The sequence below is a fragment of the Escherichia sp. MOD1-EC4550 genome, assembly GCF_963876935.1.
Classification (GTDB): Bacteria; Pseudomonadota; Gammaproteobacteria; order Enterobacterales; family Enterobacteriaceae; genus Escherichia; species Escherichia coli_F.
Genome location: NZ_CAWNSE010000012.1, coordinates 697,597 through 721,787, shown reverse-complemented (window position 1 = coordinate 721,787; position 24,191 = coordinate 697,597). Strand labels below are relative to the sequence as shown.

At 52.7% G+C, this 24,191-nt stretch carries 19 protein-coding genes and 1 other annotated feature; of the genes, 13 read left to right on the top strand and 6 right to left on the bottom strand.

Annotated features, from left to right (window positions below):
* Nucleotides 1-49 precede the first annotated feature (49 nt).
* From AACU19_RS10675 to hemH, 8 genes are all read left to right on the top strand, one after another.
* Complete coding sequence (locus tag AACU19_RS10675; protein ID WP_001188905.1) at nt 50-427, top strand: DUF454 family protein; 378 nt, start codon at nt 50-52, stop codon at nt 425-427.
* A gap of 152 nt (nt 428-579) precedes the next feature.
* A complete protein-coding gene (gene apt, locus AACU19_RS10670; RefSeq protein ID WP_000127356.1) occupies nt 580-1,131 on the top strand; it encodes an adenine phosphoribosyltransferase in 552 nt (183 codons plus the stop codon).
* 128 nt (nt 1,132-1,259) lie between these two features.
* Nucleotides 1,260-3,191 carry a DNA polymerase III subunit gamma/tau gene (gene dnaX / locus AACU19_RS10665; RefSeq protein WP_105278225.1) on the top strand — a complete coding sequence of 644 codons (1,932 nt, stop codon included), beginning with the start codon at nt 1,260-1,262 and terminating at the stop codon, nt 3,189-3,191.
* Nucleotides 2,524-2,588, top strand: a sequence feature (DnaX frameshifting element). Its footprint overlaps the gene before it by 65 nt.
* Nucleotides 3,192-3,243: 52 nt before the next feature.
* Entirely contained in the window at nt 3,244-3,573 is a 330-nt protein-coding gene (locus AACU19_RS10660) for a YbaB/EbfC family nucleoid-associated protein (protein ID WP_000467098.1), read from the top strand.
* On the top strand, nt 3,573-4,178 hold the full coding sequence (gene recR / locus AACU19_RS10655) for a recombination mediator RecR (RefSeq protein WP_001195025.1): 606 nt from the start codon (nt 3,573-3,575) through the stop codon (nt 4,176-4,178). Before AACU19_RS10660 ends, recR begins: the two co-directional genes overlap by 1 nt.
* Nucleotides 4,179-4,287: 109 nt before the next feature.
* On the top strand, nt 4,288-6,162 hold the full coding sequence (gene htpG, locus AACU19_RS10650) for a molecular chaperone HtpG (protein ID WP_000678201.1): 1,875 nt from the start codon (nt 4,288-4,290) through the stop codon (nt 6,160-6,162).
* A 180-nt stretch (nt 6,163-6,342) separates the two neighbouring features.
* A complete protein-coding gene (gene adk / locus AACU19_RS10645; RefSeq protein WP_001220233.1) occupies nt 6,343-6,987 on the top strand; it encodes an adenylate kinase in 645 nt (214 codons plus the stop codon).
* A 131-nt stretch (nt 6,988-7,118) separates the two neighbouring features.
* Nucleotides 7,119-8,081, top strand: coding sequence for a ferrochelatase (hemH, locus tag AACU19_RS10640; RefSeq protein WP_001250118.1), 963 nt, complete (start codon nt 7,119-7,121; stop codon nt 8,079-8,081).
* On the opposite strand, the gene aes is transcribed toward hemH, so the two are convergent.
* A complete protein-coding gene (gene aes / locus AACU19_RS10635; RefSeq protein WP_105278224.1) occupies nt 8,078-9,037 on the bottom strand; it encodes an acetyl esterase in 960 nt (319 codons plus the stop codon). The genes hemH and aes overlap by 4 nt on opposite strands.
* 151 nt (nt 9,038-9,188) lie before the next feature.
* Between aes and gsk the strand changes: the two genes are divergently transcribed.
* Nucleotides 9,189-10,493, top strand: coding sequence for an inosine/guanosine kinase (gene gsk / locus AACU19_RS10630; RefSeq protein ID WP_000671574.1), 1,305 nt, complete (start codon nt 9,189-9,191; stop codon nt 10,491-10,493).
* 207 nt (nt 10,494-10,700) lie between these two features.
* On the opposite strand, the gene ybaL is transcribed toward gsk, so the two are convergent.
* Together ybaL and fsr are read right to left on the bottom strand one after the other, a co-directional pair.
* Complete coding sequence (ybaL, locus tag AACU19_RS10625; protein WP_000546224.1) at nt 10,701-12,377, bottom strand: YbaL family putative K(+) efflux transporter; 1,677 nt, start codon at nt 12,375-12,377, stop codon at nt 10,701-10,703.
* 237 nt (nt 12,378-12,614) lie between these two features.
* A complete protein-coding gene (gene fsr, locus AACU19_RS10620) occupies nt 12,615-13,835 on the bottom strand; it encodes a fosmidomycin MFS transporter (protein ID WP_001251636.1) in 1,221 nt (406 codons plus the stop codon).
* 217 nt (nt 13,836-14,052) lie between these two features.
* Here fsr and ushA point away from each other — a divergent pair, with 217 nt between their 5' ends.
* Nucleotides 14,053-15,705, top strand: a complete 1,653-nt coding sequence (gene ushA / locus AACU19_RS10615) for a bifunctional UDP-sugar hydrolase/5'-nucleotidase (RefSeq protein WP_105278223.1) — start codon at nt 14,053-14,055, stop codon at nt 15,703-15,705.
* Between the two features lie 36 nt (nt 15,706-15,741).
* Here ushA and ybaK read toward each other — a convergent pair whose 3' ends face one another.
* From ybaK to copA, 3 genes are all read right to left on the bottom strand, one after another.
* The gene (gene ybaK, locus AACU19_RS10610) at nt 15,742-16,221 is read right to left on the bottom strand and encodes a Cys-tRNA(Pro)/Cys-tRNA(Cys) deacylase YbaK (protein WP_105278222.1); all 480 of its coding nucleotides are present in this window, start codon (nt 16,219-16,221) and stop codon (nt 15,742-15,744) included.
* A gap of 203 nt (nt 16,222-16,424) precedes the next feature.
* Nucleotides 16,425-17,219, bottom strand: a complete 795-nt coding sequence (locus tag AACU19_RS10605; RefSeq protein WP_096880457.1) for a TraB/GumN family protein — start codon at nt 17,217-17,219, stop codon at nt 16,425-16,427.
* Nucleotides 17,220-17,500: 281 nt separating this feature from the next.
* Nucleotides 17,501-20,005, bottom strand: coding sequence for a copper-exporting P-type ATPase CopA (copA, locus tag AACU19_RS10600; RefSeq protein ID WP_105278221.1), 2,505 nt, complete (start codon nt 20,003-20,005; stop codon nt 17,501-17,503).
* 261 nt (nt 20,006-20,266) lie between these two features.
* Here copA and glsA point away from each other — a divergent pair, with 261 nt between their 5' ends.
* The 3 genes from glsA (at nt 20,267) to AACU19_RS10585 (ending at nt 24,187) form a co-directional block, all read left to right on the top strand.
* On the top strand, nt 20,267-21,199 hold the full coding sequence (gene glsA / locus AACU19_RS10595) for a glutaminase A (RefSeq protein ID WP_000883053.1): 933 nt from the start codon (nt 20,267-20,269) through the stop codon (nt 21,197-21,199).
* 2 nt (nt 21,200-21,201) lie between these two features.
* Entirely contained in the window at nt 21,202-22,494 is a 1,293-nt protein-coding gene (locus AACU19_RS10590; RefSeq protein WP_000982159.1) for an APC family permease, read from the top strand.
* A 337-nt stretch (nt 22,495-22,831) separates the two neighbouring features.
* The gene (locus AACU19_RS10585; protein WP_105278220.1) at nt 22,832-24,187 is read left to right on the top strand and encodes a TolC family outer membrane protein; all 1,356 of its coding nucleotides are present in this window, start codon (nt 22,832-22,834) and stop codon (nt 24,185-24,187) included.
* Nucleotides 24,188-24,191: the final 4 nt, after the last annotated feature.

Below are 24,191 nucleotides of genomic sequence, written 5' to 3'. Positions count from 1 at the left end.
GATAATTGTTATGCTAAAGTAGCCACTCTGTAAGCTGACAACACTCAATATGCAACGAATCATTTTAATCATCATTGGCTGGCTGGCGGTAGTGCTGGGTACGCTGGGCGTGGTATTACCGGTATTACCGACGACGCCGTTTATCCTGCTGGCGGCCTGGTGCTTTGCCCGTTCTTCCCCGCGCTTTCACGCCTGGTTGCTTTACCGCTCATGGTTTGGTAGCTATCTACGTTTCTGGCAGAAACATCATGCGATGCCGCGCGGCGTCAAACCGCGCGCGATTTTGCTTATTTTGCTCACGTTTGCCATTTCTCTGTGGTTCGTCCAGATGCCATGGGTACGCATCATGTTGCTGGTTATTCTCGCCTGTTTGCTTTTCTATATGTGGCGAATTCCTGTGATTGATGAAAAGCAAGAAAAGCACTGAAGCACAACAATCGCAGTTGCAATTATTGCGTACAGCCAGTACATTCTGGCGTTTTCGAGCACAGGCGCAGGCGGTCAAAGGTTAAACAATTGTTACTTTTGATACGTTTAAGACGCGCCGTGAGTACCACCGTAACAAGCAGGCATACACTTATGACCGCGACTGCACAGCAGCTTGAGTATCTCAAAAATAGCATCAAAAGCATTCAGGACTACCCAAAACCCGGCATTCTTTTCCGCGATGTCACCAGCTTACTGGAAGACCCGAAAGCTTACGCTCTCAGCATCGACTTACTGGTTGAGCGTTACAAAAATGCGGGTATTACCAAAGTTGTCGGCACCGAAGCGCGCGGCTTCTTGTTTGGCGCTCCGGTAGCTCTGGGTCTGGGCGTTGGCTTTGTACCGGTCCGTAAACCGGGCAAACTGCCGCGTGAAACCATCAGTGAAACTTACGATCTGGAATACGGCACCGATCAGCTGGAAATCCACGTTGATGCCATCAAACCGGGCGACAAAGTTCTGGTGGTGGACGACCTGCTGGCAACCGGCGGCACTATCGAAGCGACCGTTAAACTGATCCGTCGTCTGGGTGGTGAAGTGGCTGATGCTGCGTTCATTATCAACCTGTTCGATCTCGGCGGCGAACAGCGTCTCGAAAAACAGGGCATTACCAGCTACAGCCTTGTTCCGTTCCCGGGCCATTAATTATCGTCAGTCTTGCGCTGCTCACGCTACGGGCAGCACAAGATGTGCATTCAGCCTCGCCGTTCTGACGGGGCTGTGTTAGCATTACCCCTTCGTGAATCCACCTTCCAGCGTTTCAGAGCCTGCCAATGAGTTATCAGGTCTTAGCCCGAAAATGGCGCCCACAAACCTTTGCTGACGTCGTCGGCCAGGAACATGTGCTGACCGCACTGGCGAACGGCTTGTCGTTAGGGCGTATTCATCATGCTTATCTTTTTTCCGGCACCCGTGGCGTCGGAAAAACCTCTATCGCCCGACTGCTGGCGAAGGGGCTAAACTGCGAAACCGGCATTACCGCGACGCCGTGCGGCGTGTGCGATAACTGTCGTGAAATCGAGCAGGGGCGCTTTGTCGATCTGATTGAAATCGACGCCGCCTCGCGCACCAAAGTCGAAGATACCCGCGACCTGCTGGATAACGTCCAGTACGCGCCAGCGCGTGGTCGTTTTAAAGTTTATCTGATCGACGAAGTGCATATGCTGTCGCGCCACAGCTTTAACGCACTGTTAAAAACCCTTGAAGAACCGCCGGAGCACGTCAAGTTTCTGCTGGCGACGACCGATCCGCAGAAATTGCCGGTGACGATTTTGTCACGCTGCCTGCAATTTCATCTCAAGGCGCTGGATGTCGAGCAAATTCGCCATCAGCTTGAGCACATCCTCAACGAAGAACATATCGCTCACGAGCCGCGGGCGCTGCAACTGCTGGCGCGCGCCGCTGAAGGCAGCTTGCGAGATGCCTTAAGTTTAACCGACCAGGCAATTGCCAGCGGTGACGGCCTGGTTTCAACCCAGGCGGTCAGTGCGATGCTGGGTACGCTTGACGACGATCAGGCGCTGTCGCTGGTTGAAGCGATGGTTGAAGCCAACGGCGAGCGTGTAATGTCGCTGATTAATGAAGCCGCCGCTCGTGGTATTGAGTGGGAAGCGTTGCTGGTAGAAATGCTCGGCCTGTTGCACCGCATTGCAATGGTGCAACTTTCCCCTGCTGCGCTGGGCAACGACATGGCCGCCATCGAGCTGCGGATGCGTGAACTGGCGCGCACCATACCGCCGACGGATATTCAGCTTTACTATCAAACGCTGTTGATTGGTCGCAAAGAATTACCGTATGCGCCGGACCGCCGCATGGGCGTTGAGATGACGCTGTTGCGCGCACTGGCGTTTCATCCGCGTATGCCGCTGCCTGAGCCAGAAGTGCCACGCCAGTCTTTTGCGCCCGTCGCGCCAACGGCAGTAATGACGCCAACCCAGGTGCCGCCGCAACCGCAATCAGCTCCGCAGCAGGCACCGACTGTACCGCTCTCAGAAACCACCAGCCAGGTGCTGGCGGCGCGCCAACAACTGCAGCGCGCACAGGGAGCAACCAAAGCAAAAAAGAGTGAACCGGCAGCCGCTACCCGCGCGCGGCCGGTGAATAACGCTGCGCTGGAAAGACTGGCTTCGGTCACCGATCGCGTTCAGGCGCGTCCGGTGCCATCGGCGCTGGAAAAAGCACCAGCCAAAAAAGAAGCGTATCGCTGGAAGGCGACCACTCCAGTGATGCAGCAAAAAGAAGTGGTCGCCACGCCGAAGGCGCTGAAAAAAGCGCTGGAACATGAAAAAACGCCGGAACTGGCGGCAAAGCTGGCGGCAGAAGCCATTGACCGCGATCCTTGGGCGGCACAGGTGAGCCAACTTTCGCTACCAAAACTGGTCGAACAGGTGGCGTTAAATGCCTGGAAAGAGGAGAGCGACAACGCAGTATGTCTGCATTTGCGCTCCTCTCAGCGGCATTTAAACAACCGCGGTGCACAGCAAAAACTGGCTGAAGCGTTGAGCACGTTAAAAGGTTCAACGGTTGAACTGACTATCGTTGAAGATGATAATCCCGCGGTGCGTACGCCGCTGGAGTGGCGTCAGGCGATATACGAAGAAAAACTTGCGCAGGCGCGCGAGTCCATTATTGCGGATAATAATATTCAGACCCTGCGTCGATTCTTCGATGCGGAGCTGGATGAAGAAAGTATCCGCCCCATTTGATCGTAAGCACAGCTTACGTTCGTCATCCTTAACGTGATTGAGAGAGAAACCTATGTTTGGTAAAGGCGGTCTGGGTAACCTGATGAAGCAAGCCCAGCAGATGCAAGAAAAAATGCAGAAAATGCAGGAAGAGATCGCGCAGCTGGAAGTGACCGGCGAATCTGGCGCAGGTCTGGTAAAAGTGACCATCAACGGTGCACACAACTGCCGTCGCGTAGAGATCGACCCGAGCCTGCTGGAAGACGACAAAGAGATGCTGGAAGACCTGGTGGCTGCAGCATTCAACGACGCGGCACGTCGTATCGAAGAAACGCAGAAAGAAAAAATGGCCTCTGTATCCTCCGGAATGCAGCTGCCGCCTGGCTTTAAGATGCCGTTCTGATGCAAACCAGCCCGCTGTTAACACAGCTTATGGAAGCACTGCGCTGTCTGCCGGGCGTTGGCCCGAAGTCGGCGCAGCGTATGGCGTTCACGCTGCTTCAGCGCGATCGTAGCGGCGGGATGCGTCTGGCGCAGGCGCTCACCCGGGCGATGTCGGAAATCGGCCACTGCGCCGATTGCCGCACCTTCACCGAACAGGAAGTCTGTAACATCTGTTCGAATCCGCGTCGTCAGGAAAACGGTCAAATCTGCGTGGTGGAGAGTCCGGCGGACATTTACGCCATTGAGCAGACGGGGCAGTTTTCAGGTCGTTATTTTGTGTTGATGGGACATCTGTCACCGCTGGACGGCATCGGTCCGGATGATATCGGCCTTGATCGTCTGGAACAGCGTCTGGCAGAGGAAAAAATCACTGAAGTGATCCTCGCCACCAACCCCACGGTTGAAGGTGAAGCTACCGCTAACTACATTGCCGAGCTTTGCGCGCAATATGACGTGGAAGCCAGCCGAATCGCTCATGGCGTACCGGTTGGCGGCGAGCTGGAAATGGTCGATGGCACCACGCTGTCACACTCCCTTGCCGGGCGTCATAAGATTCGTTTTTAAGCAAACGAGAGCAGGATCACCTGCTCTCGCTTGAAATTATTCTCCCTTGTCCCCATCTCTCCCTCATCCTGTTTTTAACCTTAAAATGGCATTATTGAGGTAGACCTACATGAAAGGACAAGAAACTCGTGGTTTTCAGTCAGAAGTGAAACAGCTTCTGCACCTGATGATCCATTCTCTCTATTCCAATAAAGAAATCTTCCTGCGTGAGCTTATCTCTAACGCCTCCGATGCGGCGGACAAGCTGCGTTTCCGCGCGCTCTCTAACCCGGACCTGTACGAAGGTGATGGCGAACTGCGCGTTCGTGTCTCTTTCGATAAAGACAAGCGTACGCTGACCATCTCCGATAACGGCGTGGGGATGACCCGCGACGAAGTGATTGACCATCTGGGGACTATCGCTAAATCCGGCACCAAATCATTCCTCGAATCCCTGGGTTCTGACCAGGCGAAAGACAGCCAACTGATCGGTCAGTTTGGTGTTGGTTTCTACTCTGCGTTTATCGTGGCCGACAAAGTGACCGTGCGTACTCGCGCGGCAGGCGAAAAACCAGAAAACGGCGTCTTCTGGGAATCGGCTGGCGAAGGTGAATATACCGTTGCCGACATCACCAAAGAAGATCGTGGTACTGAAATCACCCTGCATCTGCGTGAAGGCGAAGACGAGTTCCTCGATGACTGGCGCGTGCGTTCCATCATCAGCAAATACTCCGACCATATCGCGCTGCCGGTAGAGATCGAAAAACGCGAAGAGAAAGACGGCGAAACCGTTATCTCCTGGGAGAAAATCAACAAAGCGCAGGCGCTGTGGACCCGTAACAAGTCGGAAATTACCGATGAAGAGTACAAAGAGTTCTACAAACACATCGCTCACGACTTTAACGATCCGCTGACCTGGAGCCACAACCGTGTCGAAGGTAAGCAGGAGTACACCAGCCTGCTGTACATCCCGTCGCAGGCACCGTGGGATATGTGGAACCGCGATCATAAGCACGGCCTGAAACTGTATGTTCAGCGTGTGTTCATTATGGACGACGCAGAACAGTTCATGCCGAACTATCTGCGCTTCGTGCGTGGTCTGATTGACTCCAGCGATCTGCCGCTGAACGTTTCCCGTGAAATCCTCCAGGACAGCACGGTAACGCGTAACCTGCGCAATGCGCTGACCAAGCGTGTGCTGCAAATGCTGGAAAAACTGGCGAAAGACGACGCGGAAAAATACCAGACCTTCTGGCAACAGTTTGGCCTGGTGCTGAAAGAAGGTCCGGCGGAAGATTTCGCTAACCAGGAAGCGATCGCCAAACTGCTGCGTTTTGCTTCTACCCATACCGATTCTTCTGCGCAGACCGTGTCTCTGGAAGACTACGTTTCCCGCATGAAAGAAGGGCAGGAGAAAATCTACTACATCACCGCAGACAGCTATGCGGCAGCGAAGAGCAGCCCGCACCTGGAACTGCTGCGTAAGAAAGGCATCGAAGTTCTGCTGCTTTCCGACCGCATCGATGAGTGGATGATGAACTATCTGACTGAGTTCGACGGTAAACCGTTCCAGTCTGTGTCTAAAGTTGACGAGTCGCTGGAAAAACTGGCTGACGAAGTTGATGAGAGCGCGAAAGAAGCGGAGAAAGCACTGACTCCGTTCATCGACCGTGTGAAAGCCCTGCTCGGCGAGCGCGTGAAAGATGTCCGTCTGACTCACCGTCTGACCGATACGCCAGCGATCGTTTCGACCGACGCGGACGAAATGAGCACCCAGATGGCGAAACTGTTCGCTGCGGCGGGCCAGAAAGTACCAGAAGTGAAATACATCTTCGAACTGAACCCGGATCACGTACTGGTGAAACGTGCGGCAGATACTGAAGATGAAGCGAAGTTCAGCGAGTGGGTAGAACTGCTGCTGGATCAGGCGCTGCTGGCAGAGCGCGGTACGCTGGAAGATCCGAACCTGTTTATTCGCCGTATGAACCAGCTGCTGGTTTCCTGATGTAATGCCGGATGACCCTCGTGTCATCCGGCATTTTTCTTTTCATCATCTGTCCTTTCCGCAAATTATCTCGCCATTAACCGTTTCAGCCTCAGGTGCCTTTCTTGAGGCAATCGCCTGATGGTGGTATCGTTTATCGCTTTTTCAAAAAATTCGACACATTTTAAGGGGATTTTCGCAATGCGTATCATTCTGCTTGGCGCTCCGGGCGCGGGGAAAGGGACTCAGGCTCAGTTCATCATGGAGAAATATGGTATTCCGCAAATCTCCACTGGCGATATGCTGCGTGCTGCGGTCAAATCTGGCTCCGAGCTGGGTAAACAAGCAAAAGACATTATGGATGCTGGCAAACTGGTCACCGACGAGCTGGTGATCGCGCTGGTTAAAGAGCGTATTGCTCAGGAAGACTGCCGTAATGGTTTCCTGTTGGATGGCTTCCCGCGTACCATTCCGCAGGCAGACGCGATGAAAGAAGCGGGCATCAACGTTGATTACGTTCTGGAATTCGACGTACCGGACGAACTGATTGTTGACCGTATCGTAGGCCGCCGCGTTCACGCGCCGTCTGGTCGTGTATATCACGTTAAATTCAATCCGCCGAAAGTAGAAGGCAAAGACGACGTTACCGGTGAAGAACTGACTACCCGTAAAGACGATCAGGAAGAAACCGTGCGTAAACGTCTGGTTGAATACCATCAGATGACTGCGCCGCTGATCGGCTACTACTCCAAAGAAGCGGAAGCGGGTAACACCAAATACGCGAAAGTTGACGGCACCAAACCGGTTGCTGAAGTTCGCGCTGATCTGGAAAAAATCCTCGGCTAATCAAGCCGCAGCAGATCTGCTTTCGGGCAGGTCTGCTCATTCTCCTCAGGCAATACCTCTTGCAGCAATTAGTTCTTCTTCTTCACTTTTCCGCTACAATTATCAACAAGTTGAATCGATAAGAGGCGGTAATGCGTCAAACTAAAACCGGTATTCTGCTGGCAAACCTGGGTACGCCCGATGCCCCCACACCTGAAGCGGTAAAACGCTACCTGAAACAATTTTTAAGCGACAGACGCGTGGTTGATACCTCACGGCTGTTGTGGTGGCCGTTGCTGCGCGGCGTAATTTTGCCGCTGCGCTCACCGCGCGTAGCTAAGCTGTACGCCTCGGTCTGGATGGAAGGCGGCTCGCCGCTGATGGTTTACAGTCGCCAGCAACAGCAGGCGCTGGCACAACGTTTACCGGAGACGCCCGTGGCGCTGGGAATGAGCTACGGCTCGCCATCACTGGAAAGCGCCGTAGATGAACTACTGGCAGAACATGTAGATCATATCGTGGTGCTGCCGCTTTATCCGCAATACTCCTGTTCAACGGTCGGTGCGGTATGGGATGAACTGGCACGCATTCTGGCGCGCAAACGTAGCATTCCGGGGATATCGTTTATTCGTGATTACGCCGATAACCACGATTACATTAATGCACTGGCGAACAGCGTACGTGCTTCTTTTGCCAAACATGGCGAACCGGATCTACTGCTGCTCTCTTATCACGGTATTCCCCAGCGTTATGCCGATGAAGGCGATGATTACCCGCAACGTTGTCGCACAACGACTCGCGAACTGGCTTCCGTACTGGGGATGGCACCGGAAAAAGTGATGATGACCTTTCAGTCGCGCTTTGGGCGGGAACCCTGGCTGATGCCTTATACCGACGAAACGCTGAAAATGCTCGGAGAAAAAGGCGTAGGTCATATTCAGGTGATGTGCCCGGGCTTTGCTGCAGATTGTCTGGAGACGCTGGAAGAGATTGCCGAGCAAAACCGTGAGGTCTTCCTCGGTGCGGGCGGGAAAAAATACGAATATATTCCGGCGCTTAATGCCACACCGGAACATATCGAAATGATGGCTAATCTTGTTGCTGCGTATCGCTAAAGCTGAGCGGTAAAGAACTGAGCGCCGTCGCGAAGAGCATCGTCGGCGGTTTTCATCATCCGTGAATAATGCAAAAAGGCGTGCAGCGTGCCTGGGTAGAGTTTGAACTCACAGGGCTGCTGATGCGCCGCTAACGTCTGGTAAAGCAGACGGCTGTCATCCAGCAGCGGATCGAACTCCGCTCCGGCAATAAAACAGGGCGGAACCTCACGAGTGAGATCATTATTAAACAGGCAGTAATACGGCGACTCGCGGTCAGCGTCGTGGCTTAAATACGCCTCTTCATACATCTGTAAATCCTGTTGCGTTAAGCCATCCCAGACACCGCCCAACAGACGACGAGTCACGGAATCCCGTAATCCGTAAAGCCCATACCACAGCAAAACGCCCGCAACTTCACCGCAATCTATCTGTTTATCACGTAACCACAACGCACTGGCGAGCGCCAGCATGGCACCTGCGGAATCACCGGCAAAACCAATGCGGGACATATTGATTTGATAATCCTCTGCCTGCTGGTGGAAGTGGCAACAGGCAGCCACAATTTCCTCTATTGCCTGCGGAAAACGTGCTTCTGGCGAAAGAGTGTAAGCAATACCAATCACTGTACATTGGGTGTAATTTGCCAGCAGTCGCATAATCCGATCGTGGGTATCAAGATTGCCGAGAATAAAACCACCACCATGCAGATAAAATAGTGTCGCCGGGCTGTGACTTTTGGGTGAGTAGAGGCGAGTCTCGACCTGACCATAAGGTGTGGGAACCATGTAAGCGCTGGTTGCCATTTCTGGAGCGCCAGCATTCCAGAATCGGCGTTCAAGCGTGTAATACTGACGTTGCTCTGCAATCGTTCCCGTTGCGGGCCAGGGCGGTAAATCCGGCTGAAGAGTATTCACAACGGTCTTCATTTCAGCAGAAATAAGGTCCAGAACGGGTAATTTGTTTTCCGGCTTCATGCAAAAACTCCTTTCAAATTACGTCATTGTAAGGAACCACTGCCATGAAAATGCGATCCCGCCTGCTGATATTGAAACTGGCTGCGTCTCGCGCGCTCCCGTCAGATTGTGTTAACATTCGCCGCTCAGTTAACCACCCGTAAAAACAACCATGAAATTTCCCGGCAAACGTAAATCCAAACATTATTTTCCCGTAAACGCACGCGATCCGCTGCTTCAGCAATTCCAGCCAGAAAACGAAACCAGCGCTGCCTGGGTAGTGGGTATCGATCAAACGCTGGTCGATATTGAAGCGAAAGTGGATGATGAGTTCATTGAGCGTTATGGATTAAGCGCCGGGCATTCACTGGTGATTGAGGATGATGTTGCCGAAGCACTTTATCAGGAGCTGAAACAGAAAAACCTGATTACCCATCAATTTGCGGGTGGCACTATTGGTAACACCATGCACAACTACTCGGTGCTCGCGGACGACCGTTCGGTGCTGCTGGGCGTCATGTGCAGCAATATTGAAATTGGCAGCTATGCCTATCGTTACCTATGTAACACCTCCAGCCGTACCGATCTTAACTATCTACAAGGCGTGGATGGCCCGATTGGTCGTTGCTTTACGCTGATTGGCGAGTCCGGGGAACGTACCTTTGCTATCAGCCCTGGCCACATGAACCAGCTGCGGGCTGAAAGTATTCCGGAAGATGTGATTGCCGGAGCCTCGGCACTGGTTCTCACTTCTTATCTGGTGCGTTGCAAGCCGGGTGAACCCATGCCGGAAGCAACCATGAAAGCCATTGAGTATGCGAAGAAATATAACGTACCGGTGGTACTGACACTGGGTACCAAGTTTGTCATTGCCGAGAATCCGCAGTGGTGGCAGCAATTCCTCAAAGATCACGTCTCTATCCTTGCGATGAACGAAGATGAAGCGGAAGCGTTGACCGGAGAGAGTGATCCGTTGTTGGCATCTGACAAGGCGCTGGACTGGGTTGATCTGGTGCTATGCACTGCCGGGCCAATCGGCTTGTATATGGCGGGCTTTACTGAAGACGAAGCGAAACGCAAAACCCAGCATCCGCTGCTGCCGGGCGCTATCGCGGAATTTAACCAGTATGAGTTTAGCCGCGCCATGCGCCACAAGGATTGTCAGAATCCGTTGCGTGTCTATTCGCACATTGCGCCGTACATGGGCGGGCCGGAAAAAATCATGAACACTAACGGAGCGGGGGATGGCGCACTGGCAGCGTTGTTGCATGACATTACTGCTAACAGTTATCACCGTAGCAACGTACCAAACTCCAGCAAACATAAATTCACCTGGTTAACTTATTCATCGTTAGCGCAGGTGTGTAAATATGCTAACCGTGTGAGCTATCAAGTACTGAACCAGCATTCACCTCGTTTAACGCGCGGCTTACCGGAGCGTGAAGACAGTCTGGAAGAGTCTTACTGGGATCGTTAAGTTATCGGACTGATGACAGTCGGATGCGGCATAAACGCCTTATCCGACCTACGAAAGATGGCACCTGTAGGCTGGATAAGATGTGTCAACATCGCATCCGGCAATGACAGTCGGATGCGACATAAACGCCTTATCCGACCTTCGGAAGGTGGCACCTGTAGGCCGGATAAGATGCGCCAGCATCGCATCCGGCAATGGAATCAATGTTTACCCCGTCACCACTTCACCCGCCGGTGGCGTTTCCAGCAGTTCCAGCATAGTGCGGGCGATTTCACGCTCGCCCATTACCACCTGATTCGCCCCGCGCTCGGTAATATATGCTACCTCGTCGTCATAATGGGCGCGGGCGATAATCTCAATATCCGGGTTTTTCGCGCGAGCAGACGCCACAATCTCGCCTGCTTCGTAACCATTGGGAATCGTCAGGATCAGCCATTTTGCGCATTCCAGATGCGCTAGTTGCATAATTTCTTCATTCGCCGCGTTGCCCAATACCGCCCGGACCCCGCGCTCGCGCAGTTCATCGACGCGAGTACGTGACGTCTCAATCACCACTAAAGGAATATCAGACGCGAGCAATTTCTCCCCCAGCAGGCTACCCACACGACCATAACCTACCAGCAGCGCATGGTTGCAGATATCCACCGGAATCTGCTTCTCCTCTTCGATAGCTTCTTCCAGCGTCTGCTCTTCCAGCGTTTCGGTCTTCGCCAGATATTTCTCCAGCAGCGCGAACAGCACCGGGTTAAGCATAATCGACAGAATTGCCCCTGCCAGCACCAGGTTCTGCCCGGCCTGCGGCAACAGATCCAGCGCCATCCCCAGCCCCGCCAGGATAAACGCGAACTCACCAATTTGCGCCAGGCTGGCGGCGATAGTTAATGCCGTACGTTGAGAGTGACCAAACAGTCGCACCAGGAAAAACGCGGCTAATGACTTACCAAACAGAATAATCGCCAGCGTCGCTAGCACCGCCAGTGGTTGCTGAATCAGAATTAACGGATCAAACAGCATTCCGACGGAGACAAAAAACAGCACCGCAAACGCGTCGCGCAATGGCAGCGTATCGTGGGCAGCACGGTGACTCAGTTCAGACTCGTTCAGTACCATCCCGGCGAAGAACGCGCCCAGCGCAAAGGAGACGTCAAACAGTTCCACCGCGCCAAAAGCAATCCCTAACGCCAGCGCCAGCACCGACAGGGTAAATAGCTCGCGGGAACCGGTTGCCGCGCTGCGTGCCATAATCCACGGCACCAGACGGCGACCTACCAGCATCATAATGGCGATAAATGCGATCACCTTGCCAATGGTGATTCCCATATCAACGGCCAGCGTCGCAAAGCCCACATCACCCTGTTCCATCATTCCTGCTACTGCGGGCAGCAATACCAGCGTCAGAACCATGACCAGGTCTTCCACAATCAACCAACCGATGGCGATTTGCCCACGCTGGCTGTCTATTAATTGCCGTTCTTCAAGTGCGCGCAGTAACACCACGGTACTGGCGGTGGAAAGACATAAACCGAACACGATACCGGTCATTAACGACCAGCCCAGCACGGCGGAGAGCGCCATACCCAGCAGCGTCGCCACGGCTATCTGGGCGATCGCGCCGGGAATGGCGATGGCCTTTACCGCCATCAAATCCTTCAGCGAAAAGTGCAAACCGACGCCGAACATCAGCAGAATAACGCCCAGCTCCGCCAGTTCCGGCGCAAGCTTGGTATCGGCAACAAAGCCAGGAGTGAATGGTCCTGCCAGCACACCCGCTAACAGATATCCCACCAGAGGAGAAATACGTAGTTTATTGGCCAGCATGCCGAGGATAAAGGCGAGCACAAGGCCGCCAACAATGGTGGTGATAAGCGGGGTGGCGTGATGCATTCCGTCTCCTTTTCCTGGTGGTTATTGTCCATTTTTGGCCGGGAAAACCAAAATTACAGGTAATAGTTTATGACAATTTCATTGATGATGTTTATGAATAATTGTTGAATTTTGCAGAAAAATGGAATTAGCGGTAAAAAAAGCACGGATCGGAAAACAGAAGGCGGTTTAACAGAGGAAAGGCTTATGGCGACTGTAAAACGATGCAGCCAAAGTTTGCCTTTGGCTGCAATGAAATCAGTCTTTATGCCGGTTATCAGGCAGGAATATGGTCAACATCCCCAATAGTGGCAGGAAAGCACAGATTTTATAGACTAACTCGATGCTGGTATGGTCGGCGATAAGCCCCAGAACTGCCGCTCCCAGACCTCCCATGCCGAAAGCAAAACCGAAAAAGAGTCCAGAAACCATACCGATACGTCCCGGAAGCAGCTCCTGAGCGTAGACCAGAATGGCAGAGAATGCCGAAGCGAGGATAAATCCAATAATCACCGTCAAAACCCCCGTCCAGTGCAGGGTGGCGTAGGGTAAAATCAGCGTAAACGGCGCAACGCCGAGGATAGAGCCCCAAATCACATATTTCCGCCCAATTTTATCCCCCACAGGCCCGCCAATCACCGTACCTGCCGCAACGGCAAACAAGAAGGCAAACAGATGAAGTTGGGCATTCTGGATAGATAATCCGAATTTTTGCATCAGATAAAAGGTGTAATAGCTACTGATGCTCGCCATATAGAAATATTTCGAGAAAATCAGGATTAACAGAATGCTGACCGCCAGTACCACTTTGTTGCGCGGCAGTGGATTGATAATCGTTGCTTTGGGTTTGCCCTTATTCATTCGGTGCTGTGCAGAGTACCAACGGCTGATTTGCGCCAGCACCACGATAGCTAACAGAGCAGCCAGTACAAACCACGCCACGTTACCTTTGCCATAAGGTGCGATAATTACCGCCGCCAGCAAGGGACCAAGTGAACTGCCAAAGTTTCCGCCGACCTGGAAGATAGATTGCGCCAGACCATGACGGCCACCAGACGCCATTCGGGCCACGCGTGAGGATTCCGGGTGAAAGACCGACGAACCAGTGCCGACCAACGCCGCCGCCAGCAGAACTGCGCCAAAACTGCCCGCCAGCGCCAGCAGCACCAGACCGCTTAAGGTAAAGCACATGCCAATCGGCAACGACCACGGCATCGGATATTTATCCGTCCAGTAGCCGACCACAGGTTGCAATAGTGAAGAGGCGAGTTGGAAGGTGAGGGTTATCATGCCAATTTGCATAAATGTCAGAGAAAATTCTGACTGAAGCAGGGGATAAATCGCCAGAATCAGCGATTGGATCATGTCGTTCAGCAGATGTGAGAGGCTGATAGCACCTAAAATACCAAACGATGTTCGGGCCTTGGTCGTTGACGCAGCAGCGCCAGCCACTGGCTGGGTTTGTTCACTCATTGCCATAGGAAAGTCACTTTTTCAGGGTTGCGATGTAAAGAATGATCTTATTTGTGATTATTACCCGACTAACATACCTGTATGCGCCGCCTGAAGGAAGTCTCAACGCTGAATACAGAATTTCTAATCTGGATGCAGATTTATCTTCACCGGACGCAGACTTGTCTATGATGTCGCGTCATACTATTTTTCAACACGTTGAAATCTGATCAGGGAGAGAAGTATGAAATTATTGCAGCGGGGCGTGGCGTTAGCACTGTTAACCACATTTACACTGGCGAGTGAAACTGCTCTGGCTTATGAGCAGGATAAAACCTACAAAATTACAGTTCTGCATACCAATGATCATCATGGTCATTTCTGGCGTAATGAATATGGCGAATATGGTCTTGCGGCGCAAAAAACGCTGGTGGACGGTATTCGCAAAGAGGTTGCGGCTGAAGGTGGTAGCGTGCTGCTACTTTCCGGTGGCGACATTAATACTGGCGTGCCCGAGTCCGACTTACAGGATGCCGAACCTGATTTTCGCGGTATGAATCTGGTGGGCTATGATGCGATGGCGATCGGTAATCATGAATTTGATAACCCGCTCACCGTATTACGCCAGCAGGAAAAGTGGGCTAAGTTCCCGTTGCTTTCCGCCAATATCTACCAAAAAAGCACTGGTGAGCGCCTGTTTAAACCATGGGCGTTGTTTAAGCGTCAGGATCTGAAAATTGCCGTTATTGGGCTGACAACCGATGACACAGCCAAAATTGGTAACCCGGAATACTTCACTGATATCGAATTTCGTAAGCCCGCTGATGAAGCGAAGCTGGTGATTCAGGAGCTGCAACAGACAGAAAAGCCAGACATTATTATCGCGGCAACCCATATGGGGCATTACGACAATGGTGAGCACGGCTCTAATGCACCGGGCGATGTGGAGATGGCACGCGCGCTGCCTGCCGGATCGCTGGCGATGATCGTCGGAGGTCACTCGCAAGATCCAGTCTGTATGGCGGCAGAAAATAAAAAACAGGTCGATTACGTTCCTGGTACGCCATGCAAACCGGATCAACAAAATGGCATCTGGATTGTACAGGCGCATGAGTGGGGCAAGTACGTTGGTCGGGCCGACTTTGAGTTTCGCAACGGCGAAATGAAAATGGTCAACTACCAGTTGATTCCGGTAAACCTGAAGAAGAAAGTGACCTGGGAAGACGGGAAAAGCGAGCGTGTGCTTTACACCCCTGAAATCGCCGAAAACCAGCAAATGATTTCGCTGTTATCACCGTTCCAGAACAAAGGCAAAGCGCAGCTGGAAGTGAAAATAGGCGAAACCAATGGTCGTCTGGAAGGCGACCGCAGCAAAGTGCGTTTTGTACAGACCAATATGGGGCGGTTGATTCTGGCAGCACAAATGGATCGCACTGGTGCCGACTTTGCGGTGATGAGCGGAGGCGGAATTCGTGATTCTATCGAAGCAGGTGATATCAGCTATAAAAATGTGCTGAAAGTGCAGCCATTCGGCAATGTGGTGGTGTATGCCGACATGAGCGGGAAAGAGGTGATTGATTACCTGACCGCTGTCGCACAAATGAAGCCTGATTCTGGTGCCTATCCGCAATTTGCCAACGTTAGCTTTGTGGCGAAAGACGGCAAACTGAACGACCTGAAAATCAAAGGCGAACCGGTCGATCCGGCAAAAACTTACCGTATGGCGACATTAAACTTCAATGCTACCGGCGGTGATGGCTATCCGCGTCTGGATAACAAACCGGGCTATGTGAATACCGGCTTTATTGATGCTGAAGTGCTGAAAGCGTATATCCAGAAAAACTCGCCGCTGGATGTGAGTGTCTATGAACCGAAAGGTGAGGTGAGCTGGCAGTAATCCGAAAGTGCCGGATGTTCGCATCCGGCACAATGCTTAATCGCGACGAGCGATATCAGCAAATTTGGCATCGAGGATCTTCGCCAGGGCGCTTGCCGCCAGTTCGATGTCCAGCCCGCGCTTGCCGCCAGAAACAAAAATAGTGGCAAACTCTTGCGCGGGGGCGTCGATAATCGTCGGCAGGCGTTTTTTCTGCCCCAGTGGGCTAATCCCCCCAACCAGATACCCCGTCGAACGCTGCGCAACCATCGGATCGGCCATCTCAACTTTCTTGGCTCCCAACGCCTTTGCTACTTTTTTAAGATCCAGTTGACCTGCGACCGGCGTAACGGCCACTGCCAGATGTTTCATATCACCATTCACTGCGACCAGCAGCGTTTTGTAGACCTGATCCGGATTCAAACCTAATTTTTTGACGACTTCATCGCCAAAATTGGTTTCAGCCGGATCGTGCTCGTAGGTATGGATTTGAAACGAAATCTTGTTTTTTTCGAGTAATTTAACTGCGGGTGTCATGGTAATTTTCCTGCCTTAAACAAAAAAACGAAGCAAGCATACGCCTGATGGCGGTCCAAAAAAAAGAGTCATCTTGCCTAAGAGTATTGGCAGGATGGTGAGATTGAGCGACAATCGAGTTACACCGTCGCTTAAAGTGACGGCATAATAATAAAAAAATGAAATTCCTCTTTGACGGGCCAATAGCGATATTGGCCATTTTTTTAGCGCAACATTTGTGGCAAATTCCCTTCTCCATACAGGTGTAGTGCACCGACCGCGACCACATAGCGCCCCGGCGGCATAGCGCGTAATTTGTCCCGCCAGGCGAGATTTCGCTGATGCATCAACACATCGTACAGCGACTGACTGAACGTATTAGGCAGCGTTATTTCATTATTTTGCGGCGGCGTATTCAGCCACCAGCTCATCATTTGTTGTAGCAACCGTGCATTGGTGTGCCAGTGGGTCAGCGTATCGTCCAGCAGCGCCAGTCCTTTGTCAGGGAGCTGGAGCAACATGGCAATCTGGTTTTCTGCCCCTTCCAGTTCAATCACGGGTTTATGTTGTTGCTTCGCCGCCTGCAATAGCTGGTAATCGATACCGTATTCTGCCCGCAGCCCCAGTTTTTGTGCCTGCGTCGCCTGAAGAACCATCGCGATTTGCCACAGCGGTTGGGTAGAAAAGAGCGACGGAGAAATGCCCATCTCCTGGCTAATGTGCTGCAGGTTTTGGAGTTGCTCCTCGCTAATGCGCTCTTCCAGCGCCTCGCAGGCAGGCAAATTGGCAAAAGGCGTATCGCTGGTGGAAACATCCGCCTCGACGATCAGCGCATCGGCGTTTTTGAGCTTTTTGAGCAAACGGGTGGGCAGGGGAGCCATATCGTGGCTGCCCATATGAATACTGCCAATCAGATGAAAATGGCGATTGCCGGGAAGAGAGATATCGATAGCAGGCCAGGTGTAATGATTGCCGCGCAGCGCGGCCCAAAGCGTTTTTACCCGGTACAACAGATCCATACGACCTCCCTTTGTGAAATATCATGCTAGCGCGCGGGGAGGGATGGCGCAAATGGAGTTGGGACGGATTAAATATTTGGCACGCCGGGAAAAACGTGCAAAAAGGTCGCGTAAGGCCAAAAAATCGCTTCATCTCGGATGCCGGATAAGGCGTTCACGCCGCATCCGGCATCCGAGCACCATTGCCTGATGCGACGCTTACGCGTCTTATCAGGCCTACAACCCTGTGCCTGAATCGTAGGCCGGATAAGGCGTTTATGCCGCATCCGGCAATGACGTACTCACTCTTTCGGTTTAAACCGAAGCAAGCGGTTGGCGTTACTCACTACGGTGATCGACGAGAGCGCCATTGCCGCTCCGGCAACCACCGGGTTAAGCAGGGTTCCAGTGAACGGCCACAAAATACCGGCGGCGACCGGAATACCAATGCTGTTGTAGATAAACGCACCGAGCAGGTTCTGCTTCATGTTGCGCAGCGTTGCGCGGGAAATTGCGAGCGCATCCGCAACACCCATCAGGCTATGGCGCATCAGGGTAATCGCCGCGGTTTCAATGGCAACATCGCTGCCGCCCCCCATCGCAATACCGACATCCGCCTGGGCCAGTGCTGGCGCGTCGTTAATGCCGTCACCCACCATTGCCACCTGACGTCCTTCACTTTGCAGACGTTTGATCGCTTCGGCTTTACCGTCTGGCAGCACCCCGGCTATCACCTCATCAATCCCTGCTTCTTTGGCGATCGCATTGGCGGTGGTCGGGTTATCCCCGGTTAGCATCACCAGACGATATCCCGCTTTATGCAGACGTTGCAGTGCCGCCACGCTATCGTTACGCAACGGATCGCGCACCGCCAGCAGGGCCACCGCTTTCCCGTCAATCGCCAGCAGCACAGGCGTTGCCCCTTGCGATGCCTGAGCTGAAATATCTGCTTCAATCGCTTTAGTATCGACTTGCTGGTCATTTAACAACGCCTGATTACCCAGCAATAACGCATGACCTTCTGCTTCACCGCTCACGCCCAGCCCACGCAATGTACGGAAGCTGTTGACCTGCGGCAGTTGCATATCGCCTGCTTTATCGAGGATCGCTCGTGCCAGCGGATGGCTGGAACCTTGTTCCAGTGCCGCCGCCAGACGCAGCGCCTGCGCTTCGTCAACATCAGCAAATGTTTTCACTGCGACAACCTGCGGCTTCCCTTCCGTCAGTGTCCCAGTTTTATCGAACACTACGGTATCGAGCGTACTGGCGCGCTGCAGCGCGTCGGCGTCCCGCACCAGCACACCAAATTCAGCCGCACGCCCGACGCCGGAAATAATCGACATTGGCGTTGCCAGCCCCAGCGCACACGGGCAGGCGATAATCAGTACCGTGGTGGCAATCACCAGGGTATAAACAATTTGCGGTGCCGGACCAAAGAAGTACCAGACTGCCGCACTGACCAGCGCAATCACCACCACTACCGGCACAAATACGGCAGAGATTTTATCCGCCAACTGGCCGATTTCCGGTTTACTGCTCTGGGCCTGGCGCACCATACGAATGATCCGTGACAGCGTAGTATGGCTGCCAACCGCACTGGCACGAAACAGCACGCTACCGTCCTGCACCACGGTACCTGCATGAACGCTATCGCCTTCGCCTTTTTGCTGTGGGATAGGTTCGCCCGTCAGCATTGCTTCATCCAGCCACGCTTCGCCCTGGGTAATTTCACCATCTACCGGTACGCGATCGCCGGTCGTCAGGCGTAGTAACATACCAGGCTGAACATCTGCCAGCGGCACGCTTCTTTCACCTTCGTCAGTGACCAGGCGCGCCGTCGGCGGGGTTAAATCGAGTAACTTTTCCAGCGCCTTTGAAGAACGCTGACGTGCGCGCGCTTCCAGCATATGACCGAGATTAATCAGACCGATAATCATCGCACTGGCTTCGTAATAAAGATGTCGCGCTTCCATCGGGAACCACTGCGGCCACAGGTTGACGCTCATTGAATAGAGCCACGCCACGCCAGTACCCAGCGCCACCAGCGTATCCATTGTCGCCGCACCGTTCAGCAGGCTTTTCCATGCGCTACGGTAAAAATGCCCGCCGGCGAAAACCATTACCGCCAGCGTTATCAGGCCGATAACTAACCACAGACTGCGGTTGTCGGCGGTGACCATCATGTTATCGCCGATCATCCCCCAGACCATCACCGGGATACCTACCGCCAGAGCGACAATTGCCTGCCAGCGGAAGCGCTTCATGGTAGCGACGGCGGTTTCCTGCTGGCGCTCGCGGCGTTTAGCGTCATCTTCAATCGCTTCCGCGCCGTAGCCCGCTTTTTCCACCGCCTGCACTAAATCTTGTGGGGAGGCACTGCCCATCACCAGCGCAGTACGCTCCGCCAGGTTTACCCGTGCCTGAGTGACGCCCGGTACGCTTTGCAGCGCATTTTGTACGCGGGTAACACAGCTGGCGCAGCTCATGCCGCTCAGCAGCAACTGCTGACTGTCATCGTCATCGGCGTTTGCTGCCGGAAGCGCCTCAGAAACCGCTGTCAGTGCTTCCGACGGGATTGATGACTCCGCCAGCGGTTTAGCCTTTGGGTGGCTTACAGATGCGTCATAACCCGCTTGTTTGATGGTTTCGATCAGCTGTTCTGCACTGGCAGTACCGGTAACGTGCGCTTCAGTGATAGACACATCCGCCTGCTCAACATCCGGGCGCTGTTCGAGACTTTCTTTCACGCGTTTAACGCAGTGACCGCAGGACAGGCCGTCCAGGGTCAGGTCGATAGTTTGTGACATAACGTACTCCTTTAAGACAGTGTTGACTGACTGTGTTAAAGGTTAAACCTTCCAGCAAGGGGAAGGTCAAGAAATTAATAAACCAGGCGGGTAAAAGTCCGTAAAGATTAAAAAATCGGCTCAATTTGCATCAGGATTAGATATTTATCTCTTTGTTTTCCTGTAGTTAAGTCGCGGGTGCTAAGTTAAATCAGGATGCCTGAAAATCGGCACCGGGGTGAGGAATCCCCTCCCGCATCTATAAAAAGGAGTTAACAAAAGATGTTAGATGCAAACACATTACAGCAGGCAGTGGATCAGGCTTACACCCAATTTCACTCACTTAACGGCGGACAAAATGCCGATTACATTCCCTTTCTGGCGAATGTGCCCAGTCAACTGGCGGCAGTGGCTATCGTGACCTGCGATGGTAAAGTCTTTAGCGCGGGTGACAGTGATTACCGCTTTGCGCTGGAATCCATCTCAAAAGTCTGTACGTTAGCCCTCGCGTTAGAAGATGTCGGCCCGCAGGCGGTACAGGACAAAATTGGCGCTGACCCGACCGGATTGCCCTTTAACTCGGTTATCGCCTTAGAGTTGCATGGCGGCAAACCGCTTTCGCCACTGGTAAATGCTGGCGCTATTGCCACCACCAGCCTGATTAACGCTGAAAATGCCGAACAACGCTGGCAGCGAATTTTACATATCCAACAACAACTGGCTGGTGAGCAGGTAGCGCTCTCTGATGAAGTCAACCAGTCGGAACAAACAACCAACTTCCATAACCGGGCCATTGCCTGGCTGCTGTACTCCGCCGGATATCTCTATTGTGATGCAATGGAAGCCTGTGACGTGTACACCCGTCAGTGCTCCACGCTCATCAATACTATTGAACTGGCAACGCTTGGCGCGACGCTGGCGGCGGGCGGAGTGAATCCGCTGACGCATAAACGCGTTCTTCAGGCCGACAATGTGCCGTACATTCTGGCCGAAATGATGATGGAAGGGCTGTATGGTCGCTCCGGTGACTGGGCATATCGCGTTGGTTTACCGGGCAAAAGCGGTGTAGGTGGCGGTATTCTGGCGGTCGTTCCTGGTGTGATGGGAATTGCCGCGTTCTCACCACCGCTGGACGAAGAAGGCAATAGTGTTCGCGGTCAAAAAATGGTGGCATCGGTCGCTAAGCAACTCGGCTATAACGTGTTTAAGGGCTGATCATGATGAACACGGAAGGTAATAACGGTAACAAACCCCTCGGTCTATGGAACGTCGTTTCCATTGGCATTGGGGCAATGGTGGGGGCGGGGATCTTCGCGCTGCTGGGGCAGGCTGCGTTGCTAATGGAAGCCTCGACCTGGGTCGCCTTTGCTTTTGGTGGTATTGTGGCGATGTTTTCTGGTTATGCCTATGCGCGTCTGGGGGCGAGCTATCCCAGCAATGGCGGTATTATCGACTTCTTTCGTCGCGGATTAGGCAACGGCGTCTTTTCGCTGGCGCTCTCGTTACTGTACCTGTTGACGCTGGCGGTAAGCATCGCCATGGTCGCCCGTGCTTTTGGCGCTTATGCCGTGCAGTTTTTGCATGAAGGCAGCCAGGAGGAGCACCTTATTCTGCTCTACGCGTTGGGGATCATTGCGGTGATGACGCTATTCAACTCCTTAAGCAACCATGCGGTAGGACGGCTGGAAGTGATCCTCGTCGGCATTAAAATGATGATCCTGTTATTGCTGATTATTGCCGGTGTCTGGTCGCTACAACCGGCGCATATTTCCGTCTCTGCGCCTCCCAGCTCCGGTGCGTTCTTCTCCTGTATCGGGATAACCTTCCTTGCCTATGCGGGCTTTGGCATGATGGCGAACGCGGCGGATAAAGTGAAAGATCCGGCGGTCATTATGCCACGGGCGTTTCTGGTGGCGATTGGCGTTACCACGTTGCTTTATATCTCGCTGGCGCTGGTACTGCTTAGCGATGTATCGGCATTAGAGTTAGAAAAATATGCCGATACCGCCGTAGCGCAGGCTGCTTCTCCGCTCCTCGGGCATGTGGGATATGTGATCGTTGTCATCGGTGCTTTACTGGCGACGGCTTCAGCCATCAACGCGAACCTGTTCGCCGTGTTTAACATCATGGACAACATGGGAAGCGAACGCGAACTGCCGAAGCTAATGAATAAACCTCTGTGGCGGCAGAGTACCTGGGGTAACATCATCGTCGTGGTGTTGATTATGCTGATGACGGCGGCGCTGAATTTAGGCTCACTCGCCAGCGTTGCCAGCGCCACCTTTTTGATCTGCTATCTGGCGGTGTTTGTGGTGGCGATCCGCCTGCGTCATGATATTCACGCCTCGTTGCCGATTCTTATCGTTGGTACGTTGGTTATGTTGTTGGTGATCGTTGGCTTTATCTACAGCCTGTGGTCCCAGGGCAGCCGTGCGTTGATATGGATTATTGGCGCACTCTTACTCAGCCTTATTGTGGCAATGGTCATGAAGCGCAATAAAGCCGTATAAAACCTCTCTGGGCGCAGTACTTTCTGTACTGCGCCTTTGTCTTTAATTCAAATTTCCTTTCTTATTCCTTTAATAAATAAGTCACAAAAAAATGATATATACGCGATAAATCTGTGATGCTAATCACTTATTGCTGTGGATTATTCTTAATGCGTATGATGGTAATCTAAAAGTCGTAGTGTATTCTAAATAAATAACGTATAAGCTTTTTAACTGCATTTCTTTTCCAATCTCAATGTTCGACAAAAGAGGTGCACAAGTTATTACCCTTCTTAATAAAATGAGACTGGTTATAAAAACCAGTTAAAATAATGACCTGGAAGGAAGTGACTTATCTATGGCGCGATTCCAGTTTAAAAACCGTAAAAATAATGGACTTATTTTTTTAATAAGTTTTATGGTAATGGGAAAAGCAGCAATTGCTGCACCGCTGCCACAATGGGCGAACGCCCCTGCGGTAACGCCAATTGCTCGATTATCTTTACAGGAAAGTATATTACGCGCCTTTGCGCGAAATCCCGACGTCACTCAACAGGCGGCGCAGATAGGTATTGGCGAAGCGCAAATTGATGAAGCCAAAAGTGCCTGGTATCCACACGTTGGATTAACCAGCAACGCGGGGCCGTCACGGCAAACGGACTCCAGCGGCAGGCTTGATAACAACGTTTCGTATGGCATAACCCTGACACAGCTGGTGTATGACTTCGGTAAAACAGATAACGATATCAAACTGCAAACCGCCGCTCGTGACAGCTACCGCTTTAAATTGATGGCAACTTTAACCGATGTTGCCGAAAAAACGGCGACTGCCTATATGGAGGTCAGTCGTTATCAGGCGTTGTGCGATGCGGCTCAACGCAATATCCACTCGCTGGAAAACGTCTACAACATGGCGGCGCTGCGCGCTAACGCTGGTCTGAACTCATCGTCAGATGAATTGCAGGCCCAGACGCGTATAGCGGGAATGCGCTCGACGCTGGAGCAATATCAGGCGCAGATGGCGAGCGCCAAAGCGCAACTGGCGGTGCTCACTGGCGTACAGCCGGAGGCGATAGCCGCGCCACCTGCTGAATTAGCCGAGCAGCCGGTATCGTTGAAAAATATTGATTACCAGTCCATCCCGCTGGTGCTTGCGGCAGAAAACTTACGCCAGTCTGCCCAGTACGGCGTGGAGAAAACCAAATCGCAATACTGGCCGACGCTCAGTATTCAGGGCGGCAAAACGCGCTACCAGACCAGCGACCGCTCGTACTGGGACGACCAGTTACAACTAAACGTTAACGCGCCGCTGTATCAGGGCGGCGCGGTTTCAGCCCAGGTGCAACAGGCTGAAGGGCAACAAAAAATCTCTGCCTCTCAGGTCGAACAGGCAAAACTGGATGTGCTGCAACGAGCGTCTGTGGCATATGCGAACTGGACCGGCGCACGGGGTCGCGAAGAAGCCGGTTTAGCACAATCTGAAAGTGCGCACAAAACGCGAGATGTGTACCAAAATGAATATAAATTGGGCAAACGCAGCCTGAATGATCTATTAACCGTCGAGCAAGATGTCTTTCAGGCGCAATCGGCTGAAATAAATGCCAATTATGATGGCTGGGTCGCCGCAGTGAATTATGCCGCTGCGGTTAATAACCTTATTCCATTAGCGGGAATTAAACAGGGCTTATACAACGACTTACCCGACTTAAAATAATCCT

Excerpts from the sequence above, each read along its gene's own strand:
- AACU19_RS10675 (WP_001188905.1), top strand. The coding sequence starts at position 50 with ATGCAACGAATCATTTTAATCATCATTGGCTGGCTGGCGGTAGTGCTG.
- apt (WP_000127356.1), top strand. The coding sequence starts at position 580 with ATGACCGCGACTGCACAGCAGCTTGAGTATCTCAAAAATAGCATCAAA.
- dnaX (WP_105278225.1), top strand. The coding sequence starts at position 1,260 with ATGAGTTATCAGGTCTTAGCCCGAAAATGGCGCCCACAAACCTTTGCT.
- AACU19_RS10660 (WP_000467098.1), top strand. The coding sequence starts at position 3,244 with ATGTTTGGTAAAGGCGGTCTGGGTAACCTGATGAAGCAAGCCCAGCAG.
- recR (WP_001195025.1), top strand. The coding sequence starts at position 3,573 with ATGCAAACCAGCCCGCTGTTAACACAGCTTATGGAAGCACTGCGCTGT.
- htpG (WP_000678201.1), top strand. The coding sequence starts at position 4,288 with ATGAAAGGACAAGAAACTCGTGGTTTTCAGTCAGAAGTGAAACAGCTT.
- adk (WP_001220233.1), top strand. The coding sequence starts at position 6,343 with ATGCGTATCATTCTGCTTGGCGCTCCGGGCGCGGGGAAAGGGACTCAG.
- hemH (WP_001250118.1), top strand. The coding sequence starts at position 7,119 with ATGCGTCAAACTAAAACCGGTATTCTGCTGGCAAACCTGGGTACGCCC.
- aes (WP_105278224.1), bottom strand. The coding sequence starts at position 9,037 with ATGAAGCCGGAAAACAAATTACCCGTTCTGGACCTTATTTCTGCTGAA.
- gsk (WP_000671574.1), top strand. The coding sequence starts at position 9,189 with ATGAAATTTCCCGGCAAACGTAAATCCAAACATTATTTTCCCGTAAAC.
- ybaL (WP_000546224.1), bottom strand. The coding sequence starts at position 12,377 with ATGCATCACGCCACCCCGCTTATCACCACCATTGTTGGCGGCCTTGTG.
- fsr (WP_001251636.1), bottom strand. The coding sequence starts at position 13,835 with ATGGCAATGAGTGAACAAACCCAGCCAGTGGCTGGCGCTGCTGCGTCA.
- ushA (WP_105278223.1), top strand. The coding sequence starts at position 14,053 with ATGAAATTATTGCAGCGGGGCGTGGCGTTAGCACTGTTAACCACATTT.
- ybaK (WP_105278222.1), bottom strand. The coding sequence starts at position 16,221 with ATGACACCCGCAGTTAAATTACTCGAAAAAAACAAGATTTCGTTTCAA.
- AACU19_RS10605 (WP_096880457.1), bottom strand. The coding sequence starts at position 17,219 with ATGGATCTGTTGTACCGGGTAAAAACGCTTTGGGCCGCGCTGCGCGGC.
- copA (WP_105278221.1), bottom strand. The coding sequence starts at position 20,005 with ATGTCACAAACTATCGACCTGACCCTGGACGGCCTGTCCTGCGGTCAC.
- glsA (WP_000883053.1), top strand. The coding sequence starts at position 20,267 with ATGTTAGATGCAAACACATTACAGCAGGCAGTGGATCAGGCTTACACC.
- AACU19_RS10590 (WP_000982159.1), top strand. The coding sequence starts at position 21,202 with ATGATGAACACGGAAGGTAATAACGGTAACAAACCCCTCGGTCTATGG.
- AACU19_RS10585 (WP_105278220.1), top strand. The coding sequence starts at position 22,832 with ATGGCGCGATTCCAGTTTAAAAACCGTAAAAATAATGGACTTATTTTT.